This window comes from Streptomyces vietnamensis, assembly GCF_000830005.1.
Lineage (GTDB): Bacteria > Actinomycetota > Actinomycetes > Streptomycetales > Streptomycetaceae > Streptomyces > Streptomyces vietnamensis.
Genome location: NZ_CP010407.1, coordinates 5662217 through 5677873 on the forward strand (window position 1 = coordinate 5662217; position 15657 = coordinate 5677873).

The window sequence follows — 15657 nt, forward strand, 5'->3', positions numbered from 1 at the left end:
TCGGTCTCGGTCGCTCGTCCGGTCCGCCCGGCGGCCGCCCGGGTGTCCGGAGCCGGGGGTGATCGCCGCCCCGCCGGACCCGGCAGTTCTCGCAGGTCTCGCCACCACGCGCCCCGGACCGGCCGGGGCGTCCTTTCTGCGAGCCGGGCTGCACGCCCGCCGACTGCTCCTGCTCAAGACCCTCCTGGTGCGGGTCCAGCGCCACCGCGAGACGGTGGCGTCTGGGGCGCTGCGCGCCTTCGAGGCGGGCTGGCTCCTGCTCGAACGGGCCGAGCGCGCCCACCCGGACGTCGTCCGCGCCGTCCTGGACTACCCGACCACCGGGGCCTGGCTCGCCGCCGCGCTCACCGCACCGCCCGGAGCCGCCTTCGACCGCCACCTCGCCCATCTCGAACCGCTCGCCGTCACCGCCGCCCTGCGCGCCGGGCTGTCGGTGGACCTGGTCGTCGAGGCCCCCGGCGGGGTGCTCCCGCTCCCCGGCGTGGGGCGGGTCGAGGCGGGCGGCCCGGGGCGGCTCCGGATCGACGCCCGATCCCGCTCGGTGCGGATCGGGGGCGGGGACGGTACGGGCTCCCGCGCCGTGCTCCGCCGCCACGCGCACGGCCCCGGGGGGAGGCTGACGGGCAGCGGTCCCGGCTGGCGCGGGCTGTGCGCCCTGCCCGGCGGCGCGACCCGGTTGGAGGACCTCGACCCGTACCGGCTGCCGCCGGACATGGGCATGCCGCCCCGGGCCGCGGCCGACCGCGCCGACACCGACCACGCCGGCTGGGCCGCCCGCTGGACCGCGGCCCGCGGTCTGCTGCGCGGGACGGACCGGGCCCGCGCGGTCGAGGTGGGCCGCTCGGTGGACGTCGTCGTGCCGCTCGTCCCGCGCGGGACGAGGTCCATCGGGGTCACCCTGAGCGCCGCGCCCGGGGCCATCCTCATGACGCCCGCAGCCGGTGCCGTGGACATGGCCGAGACCCTCGTCCACGAACTGCAGCACAGCAAGCTCGCCATGCTCCACGAGCTGGTCCCGCTCCACCGGTCCCACTCGCCCGACCGGCCCGCCCCCGCCTACCGCGTCGGCTGGCGCAGGGACCCCCGGCCGGTCGGCGGAGTCCTCCAGGGCGCCTACGCCCACCTGGCGCTCGCCGACCTGTGGCACCGGGCCGCCCGGGCCCCCCGCGCCTCCGGCGTACCCGGGCAGTGGCGCGTACGGTCCGCGCAACAGTTCGACCATGTCCACGATCAGGTGGCCGAAGCCCTTGCGGTACTGCTTGAATCCGATGAACTGACCAACGAGGGAAGGGAGTTCGTCCGGCAAATGAGGCAGCACCATGCGAGCCTCGGCTCCGGCCGGCGAGCCCTTGGGTAACACTGTGCCAAGAGCACATGACACTGCGTTGCGCGTGAGCGGGACGGGAGATGCACACATGGCGGAACAGCGGTCGGGCGGCGCTTCGGCGGACCACGGTGGCAGAGCCGCCCCCGAACACGTCCTCGTCGTCTTCCCCGGCTACCACCGGCCGTGGGCGGCCTGGATCAACCAGCGCCTCGACACCCACGGCGTCCGCGCCACCCTGCAGCGCTGGGACCCGCCCCGCGAAGTCCCCCTGGAGGACTCCCTCGGCGACCTGCTCCTCGCCCGCGGCCAGGTCCTCCTCGTCCTCGACGACTGGTTCTTCGAGCTCGGACCCCGCCCCGCGGGCGAGTGGAACGACGTCCTGCGCGGCTTCGTCGCGAGCCAGGCCGACCGCTTCGCCGCCGTCAACCTCACCAACCGCACCCTCCTCCCCTCCACGGCCGTCCTCGAACCGGTCAGCCTCTGGGGCGTCGGCGAGGAGGAGGCCGAAGCCCGGCTCCTCAGCAGGCTGGGCATCGAACCGCGCCGTTCCCCCGTCCGGCGGATCGCGCCGGGCGCCCTCGTCCGCTACCCCGAGACCCCGCCGGACATCTGGGGCGAGGTACCCCGCCGCAACCCGCGCTTCACCGGCCGCGACGACCTCCTCACCGAGCTCCAGGAACGGCTCATGGACGCCGAGCGCGGCAACGCCGCCTGCACCCTGCTCGGCATGTCCGGCATCGGCAAGACCCAGATCGCCGCCGAGTACGCCCACCGCTTCAGCTCCGACTACGACGTCATCTGGTGGGTCAGCTCCGACGACCGGAACGTCCAGCGCGACCGCCTCGGCGAACTCGCCGTCGCCCTCGAACTGCCCACCGGCAGCGAGCCGGGCGAACGCATCCGCGCCGTCCGCGAAGCCCTCCGCCGCGGCGCCCCGCACGGCCGCTGGCTCGTCGTCTTCGACGGCTGGGACGACATCAGGGACGTCGACGTCATGGTCCCGCAGGGACCCGGACACGTCCTCATCACCTCCCGCAACCTCGGCTGGCGCGAGCACACCGACGTACTCCCCGTCCGCAACTTCGACCGCGCCGAATCCACCGGCTACCTCATGCGCCGGGCCCCGCACATCAGCGCCGCCGAGGCCGACGAGGTCGCCGCCGAGTTCGGAGACGTACCCCTGCCCCTCGTCCAGGCGGCCGCCTGGCTCGGCGAGTCCGGCATGGAGGCCTCCGAGTACCTGCGCATGGTCCGCGAGGGACGGCTCTCCACCGTCGACGAGCCGAGCACCGGCGAGGGCATGCCCAACACCTCCCTCACCTCCTGGTCGATACTGATCAACCGGCTCCGACGCTCCCAGCCCCAGGCCATCGACATCCTCAGCCTCTGCGCCTCCTTCGCCCCGGGCCGCATCCCCCTCGGCATCGTCCGCGCCTACCCCCAGGCCTCCCTCCCGGAGGACCTGCGGTGGATGGCCACCGACCTGCCGGCCTGGACCCGGGCCCTCGACACCCTCGTCAACTACTCGGTGCTCACCCGGGAGACCCGCGGCCCCGTCACCAGCGAGGAGGCCGCACCGCAGCAGGAGTCGATCCACATGCACCGGCTGGTGCACGACATCGTCTCCCGGCTCACCGACGGCGAGCACCGCGACGCCCACCGCAAGGCCGTCCGCACGCTGCTCGCCGAGGCCGACCCCGGGAACCCGACGGACAGCCGGAACTGGCCCCGCTACTCCGAGCTCCTGCCCCACCTGGAGCCCTCCGGGGCGCTGCGCAGCACCGACGCGCGCATCCAGACCACCGTCCTCAACTGCCTGCGCTACTGCGACCGCAGCGGCGAGTACAAGGCGGGCACCCGCCTCGCCGAACGCATCCGCGGCAGCTGGAGCGGCTTCATGGACCCGCTCTCCCCGCACATGCAGGAACTCACCACCGTGGAAGGCGACATCCTGCGCCGCAGCGGCGGCTTCCGCGAGGCGTACGAACTCGACCTCGCCCGCCGCACCCTGCTCGCCGCGGCCGACCACCCCGACGAGCTCGGCGACCTCAAGTCCAAGATCTGCATCGCCCGCGACCTGCGCTTCCTCGGCCAGTACAAGGAATCCGAACGCCTCCAGCGCGAGGTCCTCGCCGAGGCACAGAACCTCCTCGGCGAGACCCAGCAGCTCACCCTCGCCGCCCGCCACAACGTCGGCGTCGTCCTGCGGATGCTCGGCCGCTACGCGGAGGCGTACGAGCAGGACGCCGACACCCTCTCCCGCTGCGAGAACATCCTGCGCCCCCACCACCCCTCCACCCTCAACTCCAACAACGCCGTCGCCCAGGACCTCCGGCTGCTCGGCCGCTACCGCGAGGCGCTCGGCCGCCAGGAGGCCAACGTCCGCCTCCACGTGAAGATCCTCGGCGCACAGCACCTCCAGACCCTCTACGCACGCAGCCAGCTCGCCCTCTGCCGACGCCGCGAAGGCGGCTTCAAGGACGACATCGGCGCCGTCATGGCCGGGGTCCTCGACCACCTCGAACAGGCCCAGGGACGCGGCCACTACCTCACGCTCTCCGCGGTCACCAACTACGCCAACTACCTCCGCGAGCACGGCGACCTCGACCGGGCCCGCGAACTCATCAGCGAGGCCGAGGCCGGCTACCGCGCCCTGCTCGGACCCGCCCACCCCGTCTCCACCGGCGTCCTCGCCAACACCGCCCTCGTCATGCAGGCGGCCGGCGAGCGCACCGAGGCCATGACCATGCTGGAATCCGCGCTCGCCGGACTCACCGCCGCCCTCGGCCCCGACCACCCCTGGGTCCTCGGCTGCGCCCTCAACGCCACCGCCGCCCGCAACTTCAACGGGCGCGTGTCCGACGCCGCCGAACTCAGCCGGGACACCCTGCGCCGGGCCCGGCACGTCATGGGCCCCGAGCACCCCCTGACCATGTCCTGCCAGGTCGCGCTCGCCACCGACCTGCGCGGCCTCCGCGAGATCGAGGAGGCCGGGAAGCTGGAGGAGGACGCCCTCCTCACCCTCACCCGGACCCTCGGCGCCCAACACCCGCACACCCTGTCGGCACGTCAGCGCAACCGCCCCTACTGGGACTTCGAGGCCAACCTCTGACCGACCCCGGACACGCCGGAGGCCCCGCACCCCATCGGGGTGCCGGGCCTCCTCGTGCGGTACGAGATCAGGCGTCGAAGACCTCGTTGACCAGCTGCTGCTGCTCCGCCTGGTGGCGCTTGGCCGAGCCGACCGCCGGGGAGGAGGAGTGCGGACGCGAGATCCGGCGCAGGCGCTCGCCCGCCGGGATGTCCGCGCCGACCGCCAGGTCCAGGTGGTCGATCAGGTTGAGCGCGATGAACGGCCAGGCACCCTGGTTCGCCGGCTCCTCCTGCGCCCAGATGTACTTCGCGGCGTTCGGGTACTTGGCGATCTCGGCCTGCAGCTCGGCACCCGGCAGCGGGTACAGGCGCTCCAGACGGATGATCGCGGTCTCCGTGTCACCGCGCTTCTGACGCTCGGCCTCCAGGTCGTAGTAGACCTTGCCGGCGCAGAAGACGACCTTGCGGACGTCGGCCGGGTTGACCGTCGTGTCGCCGATCACCGGGCGGAAGCCGCCGGTGGTGAACTCCTCCACCTTGGACGCCGCGGCCTTCAGACGCAGCATCGACTTCGGGGTGAAGACGATGAGCGGCTTGTGGTGCGGGTTGTGGACCTGCCAGCGCAGGAGGTGGAAGTAGTTCGACGGCAGCGTCGGCATGGCGACCGTCATGTTGTCCTGGGCGCACATCTGGAGGAAGCGCTCCGGGCGCGCGGACGAGTGGTCCGGGCCCTGGCCCTCGTAGCCGTGCGGCAGGAGCAGCGTGACGCCGGAGGTCTGGCCCCACTTCTGCTCGGCCGAGGAGATGAACTCGTCGACGACGGTCTGCGCGCCGTTGACGAAGTCACCGAACTGGGCCTCCCAGATGACCAGGGAGTCCGGGCGGGCCAGCGAGTAGCCGTACTCGAAGCCCATCGCCGCGTACTCGCTGAGCAGCGAGTCGTAGACGTTGTAGTGGGCCTGGTCCTCGGTCAGGTAGAGCAGCGGGGTGTAGTCCTCGCCGGTCTCCTGGTCGACCAGGACCGCGTGGCGCTGGCCGAAGGTGCCGCGGCGGGAGTCCTGGCCCGACAGGCGGACCGGGGTGCCCTCCATCAGCAGGGAGCCGATGGCGAGGGTCTCGCCGAAGCCCCAGTCGATGGTGCCGTCGTCGATGGAGGCGGCGCGGCGCTGCATCTGCGGCATCAGACGCGGGTGGACCGTGATCCGCTCCGGGACGTTGACCTGCGACTCGGCGATCCGCTTCACGACCTCCTGGGAGACCGCGGTGGTGACGGCGACCGGGAACTCGGCCTGCGCGTCCGGCACGGTGGCCGACGCCGGGGCGGCGGTGGCCTCGCGGACCTCCGCGAACACCTTCTCCAGCTGGCCCTGGAAGTCCTGGAGCGCCTGCTCCGCCTCTTCGAGGGTGATGTCGCCGCGACCGATGAGCGACTCGGTGTACAGCTTGCGCACCGAACGCTTCTTGTCGATCAGGTTGTACATCTGCGGGTTGGTGAACTGCGGGTTGTCGCCCTCGTTGTGACCGCGGCGGCGGTAGCAGATGAGGTCGATCACGACGTCCTTGTTGAACGTCTGGCGGAACTCGAAGGCGAGCCGCGCGACGCGGACCACGGCCTCCGGGTCGTCGCCGTTCACGTGGAAGATCGGCGCCTCGATCATGCGGGCCACGTCGGTCGCGTACATCGAGGAACGCGAGGACTCCGGGGCGGCGGTGAAGCCGACCTGGTTGTTGATGACGATGTGGACCGTGCCGCCGGTGCGGTAGCCCCGCAGCTGCGACATGTTCAGCGTCTCGGCGACGACGCCCTGGCCGGCGAAGGCCGCGTCGCCGTGGAGGGCGACGGGCAGGACGGTGAAGTCCGTGCCGCCCTTGTTGATGACGTCCTGCTTGGCGCGGACGACACCCTCCAGGACCGGGTCGACCGCCTCCAGGTGCGAGGGGTTGGCGGTGAGCGAGACCTTGATCTGCTCGCCGTCCAGGCCGGTGAAGGTGCCCTCGGCGCCCAGGTGGTACTTGACGTCGCCGGAGCCGTGCATCGACTTCGGGTCGAGGTTGCCCTCGAACTCGCGGAAGATCTGCGCGTACGACTTGCCGACGATGTTCGCCAGGACGTTCAGGCGGCCGCGGTGGGCCATGCCGATGACGACCTCGTCGAGGCGCGACTCGGCGGCCGAGTCGATGACCGCGTCGAGCAGCGGGATGACGGACTCGCCGCCCTCAAGGGAGAAGCGCTTCTGGCCGACATACTTCGTCTGCAGGAAGGTCTCGAAGGCCTCCGCCGCGTTCAGCCGGCGCAGGATCCGCAGCTGCTCCTCGCGCTCCACGCGGGAGTGCGGGCGCTCGACGCGGTCCTGGATCCACTTGCGCTGCTTCGGGTCCTGGATGTGCATGAACTCGACGCCGGTGGTGCGGCAGTACGAGTCGCGGAGCACGCCGAGGATGTCGCGGAGCTTCATCATCGACTTGCCGGCGAAGCCGCCGACCGCGAACTCCCGCTCCAGGTCCCACAGGGTGAGGCCGTGCTCGGTGATGTCCAGGTCGGGGTGCTTGCGCTGCTTGTACTCCAGCGGGTCGGTGTCGGCCATGACGTGGCCGCGGACCCGGTAGGAGTGGATGAGCTCGAAGACGCGCGCGGCCTTGGTGACGTCGTCGTCGTGCGAGGCGTCGATGTCCTTGAGCCAGCGGACCGGCTCGTAGGGGATGCGCAGGGCCTTGAAGATCTCGTCGTAGAAGCCCTCCTCGCCGAGGAGGAAGTTGGCGACGACGCGCAGGAACTCGCCGGAGGCGGCGCCCTGGATGACGCGGTGGTCGTACGTCGAGGTCAGGGTCATGACCTTCGAGATGCCCAGCTTGTTCAGGGTGTCCTGGGAGGTGCCCTGGAACTCGGCCGGGTAGTCCATCGAGCCGACGCCCATGATGACGGACTGACCGGGCATCAGACGCGGCACGGAGTGGACGGTGCCGAGGCCGCCGGGGTTGGTCAGGGAGACCGTGACGCCGGAGAAGTCCTCCATCGTCAGCTTGCCCACGCGGGCGCGCTTGACGATGTCCTCGTAGGCCTGCCAGAACTCGAAGAAGTTGAGCGTCTCGGCCTTCTTGATGCCCGCGACGACGAGCTGGCGGTCGCCGTTGGGCTTGACCAGGTCGATCGCGAGGCCGAAGTTCACGTGCTCCGGCTTGACCAGGGTCGGCTTGCCGTCCTTCTCCGCGAAGGAGTAGTTCATCGACGGCATGGCCTTGATCGCCTGCACCATCGCGTAGCCGATGAGGTGCGTGAAGGAGATCTTCCCGCCCCGGGCGCGCTTCAGGTGGTTGTTGATCACGATCCGGTTGTCGAAGAGCAGCTTCACCGGGACGGCGCGGACGGACGTGGCCGTCGGCACCTCCAGGGAGGCGTTCATGTTCTTCGCGACCGCGGCGGCGGGGCCGCGCAGCGTGATCAGCTCGGGGCCGGCGGGGGCCTCCTTCGCCGGGGCGGCCGGGGCGGCCTTGACGGCGGCCGGAGCGGCGGCGGCCGGCTTCGCGGCGACCGGCGCGGGGGCCGCGGCCGGCTTCACGGGAGCCGGAGCAGGAGCCGGGGCCGCGACCGGGGCGGGCGCGGGGGCCGGAACGGCCGCGGGAGCCGAAGGCGCGGCCTGTGCGGGGCCCGCCTGCGGCGCGACCGGCGCGCTCTGAGTGGTGGTGGGGGCCGGGGCGGCCGGGGTCTCCGACGCTCCGGGCTTGTAGTCGGCGAAGAAGTCCCACCAGGCACGATCGACCGAATTCGGGTCCTGGAGGTACTGCTGGTAGATCTCGTCGACGAGCCACTCATTGGCACCGAAGGCGGCTGCGGGGCTCACGCCCTGCCCGTCTTGGTCGGCCGGGGAGCTCGGGGTACTGGGGGACTGAGACGACACGGCGGCAACCGCCCTCTTCCGCTTCGCAAGGTGATGGACAGCGGAAATAAAGGCTACGCCTGTCCGGCCGAGAGGTGCAGGCCAGGCAGTCCAACGTTGCGCAAGTCACACTTGACAGGGTGTTTCGACCCCATGAATGGCGGGAAACAAGCGGGGTTCCACATGTGTGAGGGTACGGAAAAGCGCGAGCACGGCCCTGTTCGGCCGCACCCCTGATCGCGTCCCGCTCACGTGAACGCAGGTCTCGTTCACGTAGACACAGGTCTCGTTCACGTAGACGCATGTCCTGCTCACGTACACGCAGAACGTGCGCTTCCGGTTCGAACCCTACGTCAATCTCTCGGGGGAAGGCTGCCCGGAAGAGTGACTCTGATGCGGCAGCCACGTGACGATTCGGCCACTCCGATCCCGCCGCCGTGCAGATCCACCGCCCAGCGGGCGATCGCGAGCCCGAGCCCCGTGCCGCCGTCGCTGCCGGGGCCCGGCCGGTCCGGGGTCGAGCCCCGGTTGAACCGCTCGAAGACCTTGTGCCGTTCCGACTCCGGGATGCCGGGACCTTCGTCCTCGACCTCCAGCTCCAGCGAGTCCGGATACGGGCCGCGCCGGGCCCGGACCGTGACACGGCCGTGCGGCGGGGAGTGCTTCACCGCGTTGTCGATCAGGTTCGCCATCACCTGGTGCAGCCGCTCCGCGTCCGCGTGCGCGACCAGCTCGGGCGGCGACACGTCCAGATGCAGATGCACGTCCGTACGGCGGTGAAGGCCCGAGGTGGACGACAGGCCGCGCTGGGACGCCGCCAGGTTCGCCTCGCGCAGCACCCCCGACAGATACGGCCAGACCTCGAAACGGCCCGCCCTGAGCGCGACGACACCGTTGTCAAGGCGTGACAGGTCGAGCAGCGTCTCCACCAGCCGGCCGAGCCGCTCCGTCTGCTTCAGCGCCGAGCGCATGGTCTCCGGATCGGCCTCGGACACCCCGTCCACCACGTTCTCCAGGACGGCCCGGAGCGCGGCGATCGGCGTGCGCAGCTCGTGCGAGACATTGGCCACCAGCTCCTTGCGGTGCCGGTCGACGGCCTCCAGGTCGTCCGCCATGCGGTTGATCGTCAGGGCGAGGTCGCCCAGCTCGTCCCGCCGGTCCGCGCCCCGCACCCGGCGGCTGAAGTCCCCGCGCGAGATCGACCCGGCCACCGTGTTCATCTCGTCGAGCGGCGCCGTCAGGGACTGCGCCACGAACTGGGTGATCAGCAGGGTCGCGATCATCGCGAAGATCGTGATGTACCGGAACTCCGTGGACGTGCGGATCGCCACCAGGGCCAGGCCGGAGGTCAGCAGGACCGCCCCGACGACCAGCGCGCCCAGCTTGGTCTTGATCGAGATCACGATCCGGCGGGGCCGGTGCGGTTCCTGTCCCACGTGCGGCCTCCCGGGCCCCGGCCGGTTCACGGCGCCGGGGTCTCCAGCGCGTATCCGACGCCGTGGACCGTACGGATCCGCTCGGCCCCGATCTTCCGGCGCAGCGCCTTGATGTGGCTGTCCACGGTCCGGGTGCCCGAGGCGTCCGCCCAGTCCCACACCTCGGCGAGCAGCTGCTCGCGGGAGAGGACCGCGCGGGGGGTGCTCGCCAGGCAGACGAGCAGGTCGAACTCGGTCGGCGTCAGGTGCACGTCCTCCGCGCGGACCCGGACCCGGCGCTGCGCGTGGTCGATCTCCAGCTCGCCCAGGCGCAGGATCCCGCTGCGCGGGGTGACCGCCGCGAGCGCGGCCCGCTCCACCCGGCGCAGCAGCACGTGCACCCGGGCGGCCAGCTCGCGCATCGAGAACGGCTTCGTCATGTAGTCGTCCGCGCCGACGCCGAGCCCGACCAGCATGTCGGTCTCGTCGTCGCGGGCGGTCAGCATGAGGACCGGGACGGGACGCTGGGCCTGGACCCTGCGGCACACCTCCAGGCCGTCGAAACCGGGCAGCATCACGTCCAGGACCATCAGGTCGGGCTGCCAGGCCTCGGCCGCGTCGACGGCCGCGGGGCCGTCGGTCGCGGTCTGGACGAGGAAGCCCTCGGCGCGCAGCCGCGCGGAGATCGCCTCCACGATCGTGGCGTCGTCCTCGACCACCAGGACGCGCCGCTGGGCCCCCGGAGTGGCCGCCGCACCGTGGTGAGTGGTGTGTGTCTGCTCCATTGCCCCGCCTCGCGTCGCCGATGTCGGTGCAGCAGCCTAGAGGTACCGGCGGCGTCCAGGCTATCCAGGAGCTACCCGGGACGGACGGCGAGGTGGACCACGTCGGGGACGCCCCGGGCAACGGGGATCTCTTCCGTCCGTACCCCGCTGAATCCGGCATTCCGCAACGACTCTTCGAAATCGGCGGACGGCTGCGCGGACCACACGGCGAGGATCCCGCCGGGGTTCAGCCGGGCCGCGCAGGACGCCAATCCCTCGGCCGAATACAGGGATTCGTTGTCCTCGGTGACCGTCCAGTCCGGGCCGTTGTCGATGTCCAGACAGAGGGCGTCGTAGGTGTCCGTGGTGGCACGGAGGTAGGCCACCAGGTCCGTGTGCAGGATCACGGTCCGCGGATCGGCGAGCGCGGCCCCGGAGATCGCGGCGAGGGGCCCCTGGCGATGCCAGTCGATGATCGCCTCCTCACGCTCCGCGACCACGATCCGGCCCCAGCGGGGGTCGGCGGCGGCGTGGGCGAGGGAGAAACCGACGCCGAGGCCGCCGATGAGGACGGACGCGCCGGGACGGGACTCCTCGGGGAGCGCGGCCAGGGCCGCGTCGATCAGGAGCCGCTCGGAGCGCCCGTCGGAGGTGTCCATCAGGAAGGTGCCGTTGGCGATGATCTCGTAGTGCTCGGCACGGCGGCGGAGGACAACTTCTCCGTACGGCCCTTCGCGGCGGTCGAGGGTGACGGGGCTGGTCATGATCACTCCGTGGCTCGTGTGCGTACGGTTCGTCCCGGCCATCCTCGCGGGGCGGCGACGGCCGGGACAAACACTTAACGGGCCGTACGCGCGCGGGGCTTCGCGCGTCGGGACCCGGCGGTCGTACGGCGCGCGCCCCGCCACGCGTACAGCGCCGCACCGGCCGTGAAGGCGACCGCCGCCACCGCCCACGCCCCGCCCTCAGGGCCCGGCCACCATGCCCACGAGCCCCAGCGTGTTGCGTACGGCGGCGGGCGCGCCGAACTCCTCGGGACGCCCCGGCACCGCGAGGGCGAGCAGGGCCGTGGCGAGTACGGTCGCGGCCAGGAGGTGGACCGGCCGGCGGGGCCACCACGCGCGTACAGGCGCAGCGGGCTCACGGGATCGGCGCCTCGTCCGGCCTCGCCGCCAGGTAGCGGGTCGGGTGGTCGCGCCGGGCGGCGGGGGACTTGGCGTGCAGCCGGTCGATGCAGGGCCGGGCGGTGGCCGGGTCGGGGCCGTGGTCGTCCGGCGTCGGCTGCGGGGCGCAACGGCCTCACGCCCTCTCTGTCGCCGGGCGGCCGTCCCCCGGTCCACGCGCTCAGGGGTTCGTCGGCGGGCCGCCCTCCGGGAGGGCGGCGAAGACGCGCTGGAGGGCGGGCGGGCGTGCGCCGTCGTCCGCGACGACCAGGCGATGGCGGTAGGTCACGTAGTACTGGAAGCCGTCGGGGATCGGGCTGCCCGTCGGGCGCTCCGGGACGAGGGCGAACGCGGGGTCCTCCAGGGCCGCCCGCAGCTCGGCGGCCTCGGCGGGGGTCTGCCTGCCGGTCCGGGGCGGCTTGGTGCCGGAGCGGCTGGTCCAGCTGCCGTCGTAGTGGACGACGAGCTGGTTGCGGACGCCGGCGAGGCCGCCGTTGACGACCACCTCGACGAGGACCTCGCCCGGCTGGGGATTCGAGGCTGGAGTGCCGGGCTCCGTCGTGGGGCTCGGCAGGGCCGGTGCGCTCGTGCTCGACGGCGATCCGCCGGGCGCGGTCGGCACGCCGGGGCCGCAGCCGCTCAGGCCGCCCGCCAGGGCCCCCGCGAGCAGCAGGGTCCCGCACCACGTCCACGTCGTCCGTACGCCTCGCACCATGGATCGAGCATGCACGGTCCGGGGCCCCGTGCGCAGCCGGACGGCCGGGATTCCACCCGGCGGGGACCTCAGTCGCCTTCGGGGCCCGTGCGGACGATTCCGGTGAGCGGTCCCCGGTGGATCCAGCCCAGCGAGTCGTACAGCGCGAGGCCGTCCGTGGTCGCGGCGAGGACTCCGGTCCCGGCGCCCGCCTGGGCGGCGGCGGCCTCCAGGGTGCGCATGACGTTCGCGCCGAGGCCCCGGCGCCGGTGCGCGGGGTCGGTCTCGATCTGGTCGGCGACGGCGGTGGAGCCGGTCGGCGCGATCTGGCCGCGCGCGGCGAGGGTGCCGTCGGGGGCGAGGATTCGGACCCGGACGACGCCGTCCTCGACCTCGGTGGTCCGGGCGTATCCCTCGGGCGGCGCGGGGCGGGCGCCGGGGTCCAGCGGCTTGACCATCATGAAGCCCGGGTCGTCGGGGATCGTCCATCCCTCGGTGATCCACGGCGCCACCTCCTCGGGTCCCGCCATCACCTTGAGCCAGCTGTACGGCGCGGTCAGGCGGGTGCAGAGCGCGCCGACGGAGGCCGCGTCGGGGGCGGGCAGGACGTGCCGCACGACGTGCCGGGGCAGGCCGACGTCGATCCGGTGGCCCCAGGGTTCGGCGACGGCGGCCGGGGTGCCCCGGGAGACGGTCCAGCCCGCCACCCAGGCCGATGTAATGGCTGCAATATCCATCTAGGGATTACATCGGCTCCACGCGGACGCGTGTGGGGGTGATCGCTCAGAGCGAACGAACGTCCGGGAACATCTCCGAGCTCACAAGCATTGAGTGCGTATAGCTCAACTTGACTGCCGAAGGGGAGATCATGGCTTCTGAGTCCATGGCGTCTGTGCCGCTCACTCTGCCTGTGCTGCCGCTCGACGACGAGGTCGTGCTGCCCGGAATGGTGGTGCCGCTGGACCTGTCCGACAACGACGTACGGGCCGCCGTCGAGGCCGCCCAGGTCGCCGCCCGCACCGGAGCGGGCAAGCCCCGTGTGCTGCTCGTGCCGCGGGTCGACGGAACCTACGCCGGCACCGGCGTCCTGGGCATCGTCGAGCAGGTCGGGCGCCTGTCCGACGGCGACCCCGGCGCCCTCATCCGTGGCCTCGGCCGTGTCCGCATCGGCGCCGGCACCACCGGCCCCGGCGCCGCCCTGTGGGTCGAGGGCAGCACCGTCGAGGAGACCCTGCCCGACCCGCTGCCCGGCTCCGTGACCGAACTGGTCAAGGAGTACAAGGCGCTGGCCACCAGCTGGCTCAAGAAGCGCGGCGCCTGGCAGGTCGTCGACCGCGTCCAGCAGATCGACGGCGTCGGCGCCCTCGCCGACAACTCCGGCTACTCGCCCTTCCTCAGCGTCGAGCAGAAGGTCGAACTCCTGGAGACCGCCGACCCGGTCGCCCGCCTCAAGCTCGCCACCGCCCAGCTCCGCGAGCACCTCGCCGAGCAGGACGTCGCCGAGACCATCGCCAAGGACGTCCAGGAGGGCGTCGACAAGCAGCAGCGCGAGTTCCTGCTCCGCCGCCAGCTCGAAGCCGTCCGCAAGGAACTCCGCGACCTCAACGGCGAGACCGAGGGCGACGAGTCCGACGACTACCGCGCCCGCGTGGAGGCCGCCGACCTGCCCGAGAAGGTGCGGGAGGCCGCCCTCAAGGAGGTCGAGAAGCTGGAGCGGGCGAGCGACCAGTCGCCCGAGGGCTCCTGGATCCGGACCTGGCTCGACACCGTCCTCGAACTGCCGTGGAACGAGCGGACCGAGGACGCGTACGACATCCTGGGCGCCAAGGCGATCCTGGACGCCGAGCACGCGGGCCTGGAGGACGTGAAGGAGCGCATCACCGAGTACCTGGCCGTGCGCAAGCGGCGCGCCGAGCGCGGCCTCGGCGTCGTCGGCGGCCGCCGTGGCGGAGCCGTCCTCGCCCTCGTCGGCCCTCCGGGCGTCGGAAAGACGTCGATCGCCGAATCCGTGGCGCACGCCATGGGCCGGAAGTTCGTCCGGGTCGCCCTCGGCGGCGTACGCGACGAGGCGGAGATCCGCGGCCACCGGCGGACGTACGTCGGCGCCCTGCCCGGCCGGATCGTCCGCGCGATCAAGGAGGCCGGGTCGATGAACCCGGTGGTCCTGCTCGACGAGATCGACAAGGTCGGCTCCGACTACCGCGGCGACCCCGCGGCTGCGCTCCTCGAAGTCCTCGACCCCGCGCAGAACCACACCTTCCGCGACCACTACCTGGAGGTCGAACTCGACCTCTCCGACGTCGTCTTCCTGGCCACGGCCAACGTCCTCGAAGCCATCCCCGAGGCGCTCCTCGACCGCATGGAGCTGGTGCGACTCGACGGCTACACGGAGGACGAGAAGGTCGTCATCGCCCGCGACCACCTGCTCCCGCGCCAGCTGGAGCGGGCCGGTCTGGAGGCCGGCGAGGTCGTCCTGGAGGAGTCCGCGCTGCGGAAGCTGGCCGGCGAGTACACCCGGGAGGCGGGCGTCCGCAACCTGGAGCGCTCGATCGCCCGGCTGCTGCGGAAGGTCGCGGCCCAGCACGAACTGGGCGACCGCGAGCTGCCGTTCACCGTCGGCCCCGAGGGCCTGCGGGAGCTCATCGGACGGCCGCACCACGTCCCGGAGTCGGCCCAGGACCCGGCGGAGCGGCGGACGGCCGTGCCCGGTGTCGCCACCGGCCTCGCCGTGACCGGCGCGGGCGGTGACGTCCTCTTCGTGGAGGCCTCCCTCGCCGACCCGGAGACGGGCGCCGCCGGGCTGACCCTCACCGGTCAGCTGGGCGACGTGATGAAGGAGTCGGCGCAGATCGCGCTCTCCTTCCTCCGCTCGCACGGCGCGGAGCTGGAGCTGCCCGTCACCGGCCTCAAGGACCGGGGCGTGCACGTCCACTTCCCGGCGGGCGCGGTGCCCAAGGACGGGCCGAGCGCGGGCATCACCATGACGACCGCCCTCGCCTCCCTGCTGAGCGGCCGGCTGGTCCGTACGGACGTGGCCATGACCGGCGAGGTCTCCCTCACCGGCCGGGTGCTGCCGATCGGCGGCCTGAAGCAGAAGCTCCTCGCCGCGCACCGGGCGGGCATCACGACGGTCGTGATCCCCAAGCGGAACGAGGCCGACCTGGACGACGTCCCGGCCGAGATCCTGGAGAAGCTGGAGGTCCACCCGGTGACGGACGTCCGTCAGGTCCTGGAGATCGCCCTCGCCCCGGCGGTGGTGCCGGTGGACGTGGCCGCGTAACTCCCCACGCGCCGGAGCGGGGTGCCCATGACGGGCACCCCGCTCC

The 15657-nt window shown here is 72.3% G+C and carries 9 protein-coding genes; 3 read left to right on the top strand and 6 right to left on the bottom strand.

What is annotated here, in order from left to right:
- Window positions 1-58: 58 nt before the first annotated feature.
- Window positions 59-1357, top strand: a complete 1299-nt coding sequence (locus SVTN_RS25620; protein ID WP_052499300.1) for an HEXXH motif domain-containing protein — start codon at window positions 59-61, stop codon at window positions 1355-1357.
- A gap of 58 nt (window positions 1358-1415) precedes the next feature.
- Complete coding sequence (fxsT, locus tag SVTN_RS25625; protein WP_041131215.1) at window positions 1416-4439, top strand: FxSxx-COOH system tetratricopeptide repeat protein; 3024 nt, start codon at window positions 1416-1418, stop codon at window positions 4437-4439.
- A 67-nt stretch (window positions 4440-4506) separates the two neighbouring features.
- Here the strand turns inward: fxsT and SVTN_RS25630 are convergent, their stop codons facing one another.
- From SVTN_RS25630 to SVTN_RS25655, 6 genes are all read right to left on the bottom strand, one after another.
- Window positions 4507-8316, bottom strand: coding sequence for a multifunctional oxoglutarate decarboxylase/oxoglutarate dehydrogenase thiamine pyrophosphate-binding subunit/dihydrolipoyllysine-residue succinyltransferase subunit (locus SVTN_RS25630; RefSeq protein WP_041131216.1), 3810 nt, complete (start codon window positions 8314-8316; stop codon window positions 4507-4509).
- A 332-nt stretch (window positions 8317-8648) separates the two neighbouring features.
- A complete protein-coding gene (locus SVTN_RS25635; RefSeq protein ID WP_425429017.1) occupies window positions 8649-9761 on the bottom strand; it encodes a sensor histidine kinase in 1113 nt (370 codons plus the stop codon).
- Window positions 9758-10495 carry a response regulator transcription factor gene (locus SVTN_RS25640; RefSeq protein WP_030688813.1) on the bottom strand — a complete coding sequence of 246 codons (738 nt, stop codon included), beginning with the start codon at window positions 10493-10495 and terminating at the stop codon, window positions 9758-9760. Before SVTN_RS25640 ends, SVTN_RS25635 begins: the two co-directional genes overlap by 4 nt.
- A 71-nt stretch (window positions 10496-10566) precedes the next feature.
- Window positions 10567-11238 (bottom strand): spermidine synthase family protein, encoded by a 672-nt coding sequence (locus SVTN_RS25645; protein WP_041131217.1) that lies wholly within the window; start codon window positions 11236-11238, stop codon window positions 10567-10569.
- Window positions 11239-11818: 580 nt separating this feature from the next.
- Window positions 11819-12352 (bottom strand): hypothetical protein, encoded by a 534-nt coding sequence (locus SVTN_RS25650; protein ID WP_041131218.1) that lies wholly within the window; start codon window positions 12350-12352, stop codon window positions 11819-11821.
- 68 nt (window positions 12353-12420) lie between these two features.
- On the bottom strand, window positions 12421-13068 hold the full coding sequence (locus SVTN_RS25655; RefSeq protein WP_041131219.1) for a GNAT family N-acetyltransferase: 648 nt from the start codon (window positions 13066-13068) through the stop codon (window positions 12421-12423).
- Between the two features lie 131 nt (window positions 13069-13199).
- Between SVTN_RS25655 and lon the strand changes: the two genes are divergently transcribed.
- The gene (gene lon / locus SVTN_RS25660) at window positions 13200-15611 is read left to right on the top strand and encodes an endopeptidase La (RefSeq protein ID WP_041131220.1); all 2412 of its coding nucleotides are present in this window, start codon (window positions 13200-13202) and stop codon (window positions 15609-15611) included.
- The last annotated feature ends 46 nt before the right edge of the window (window positions 15612-15657 follow it).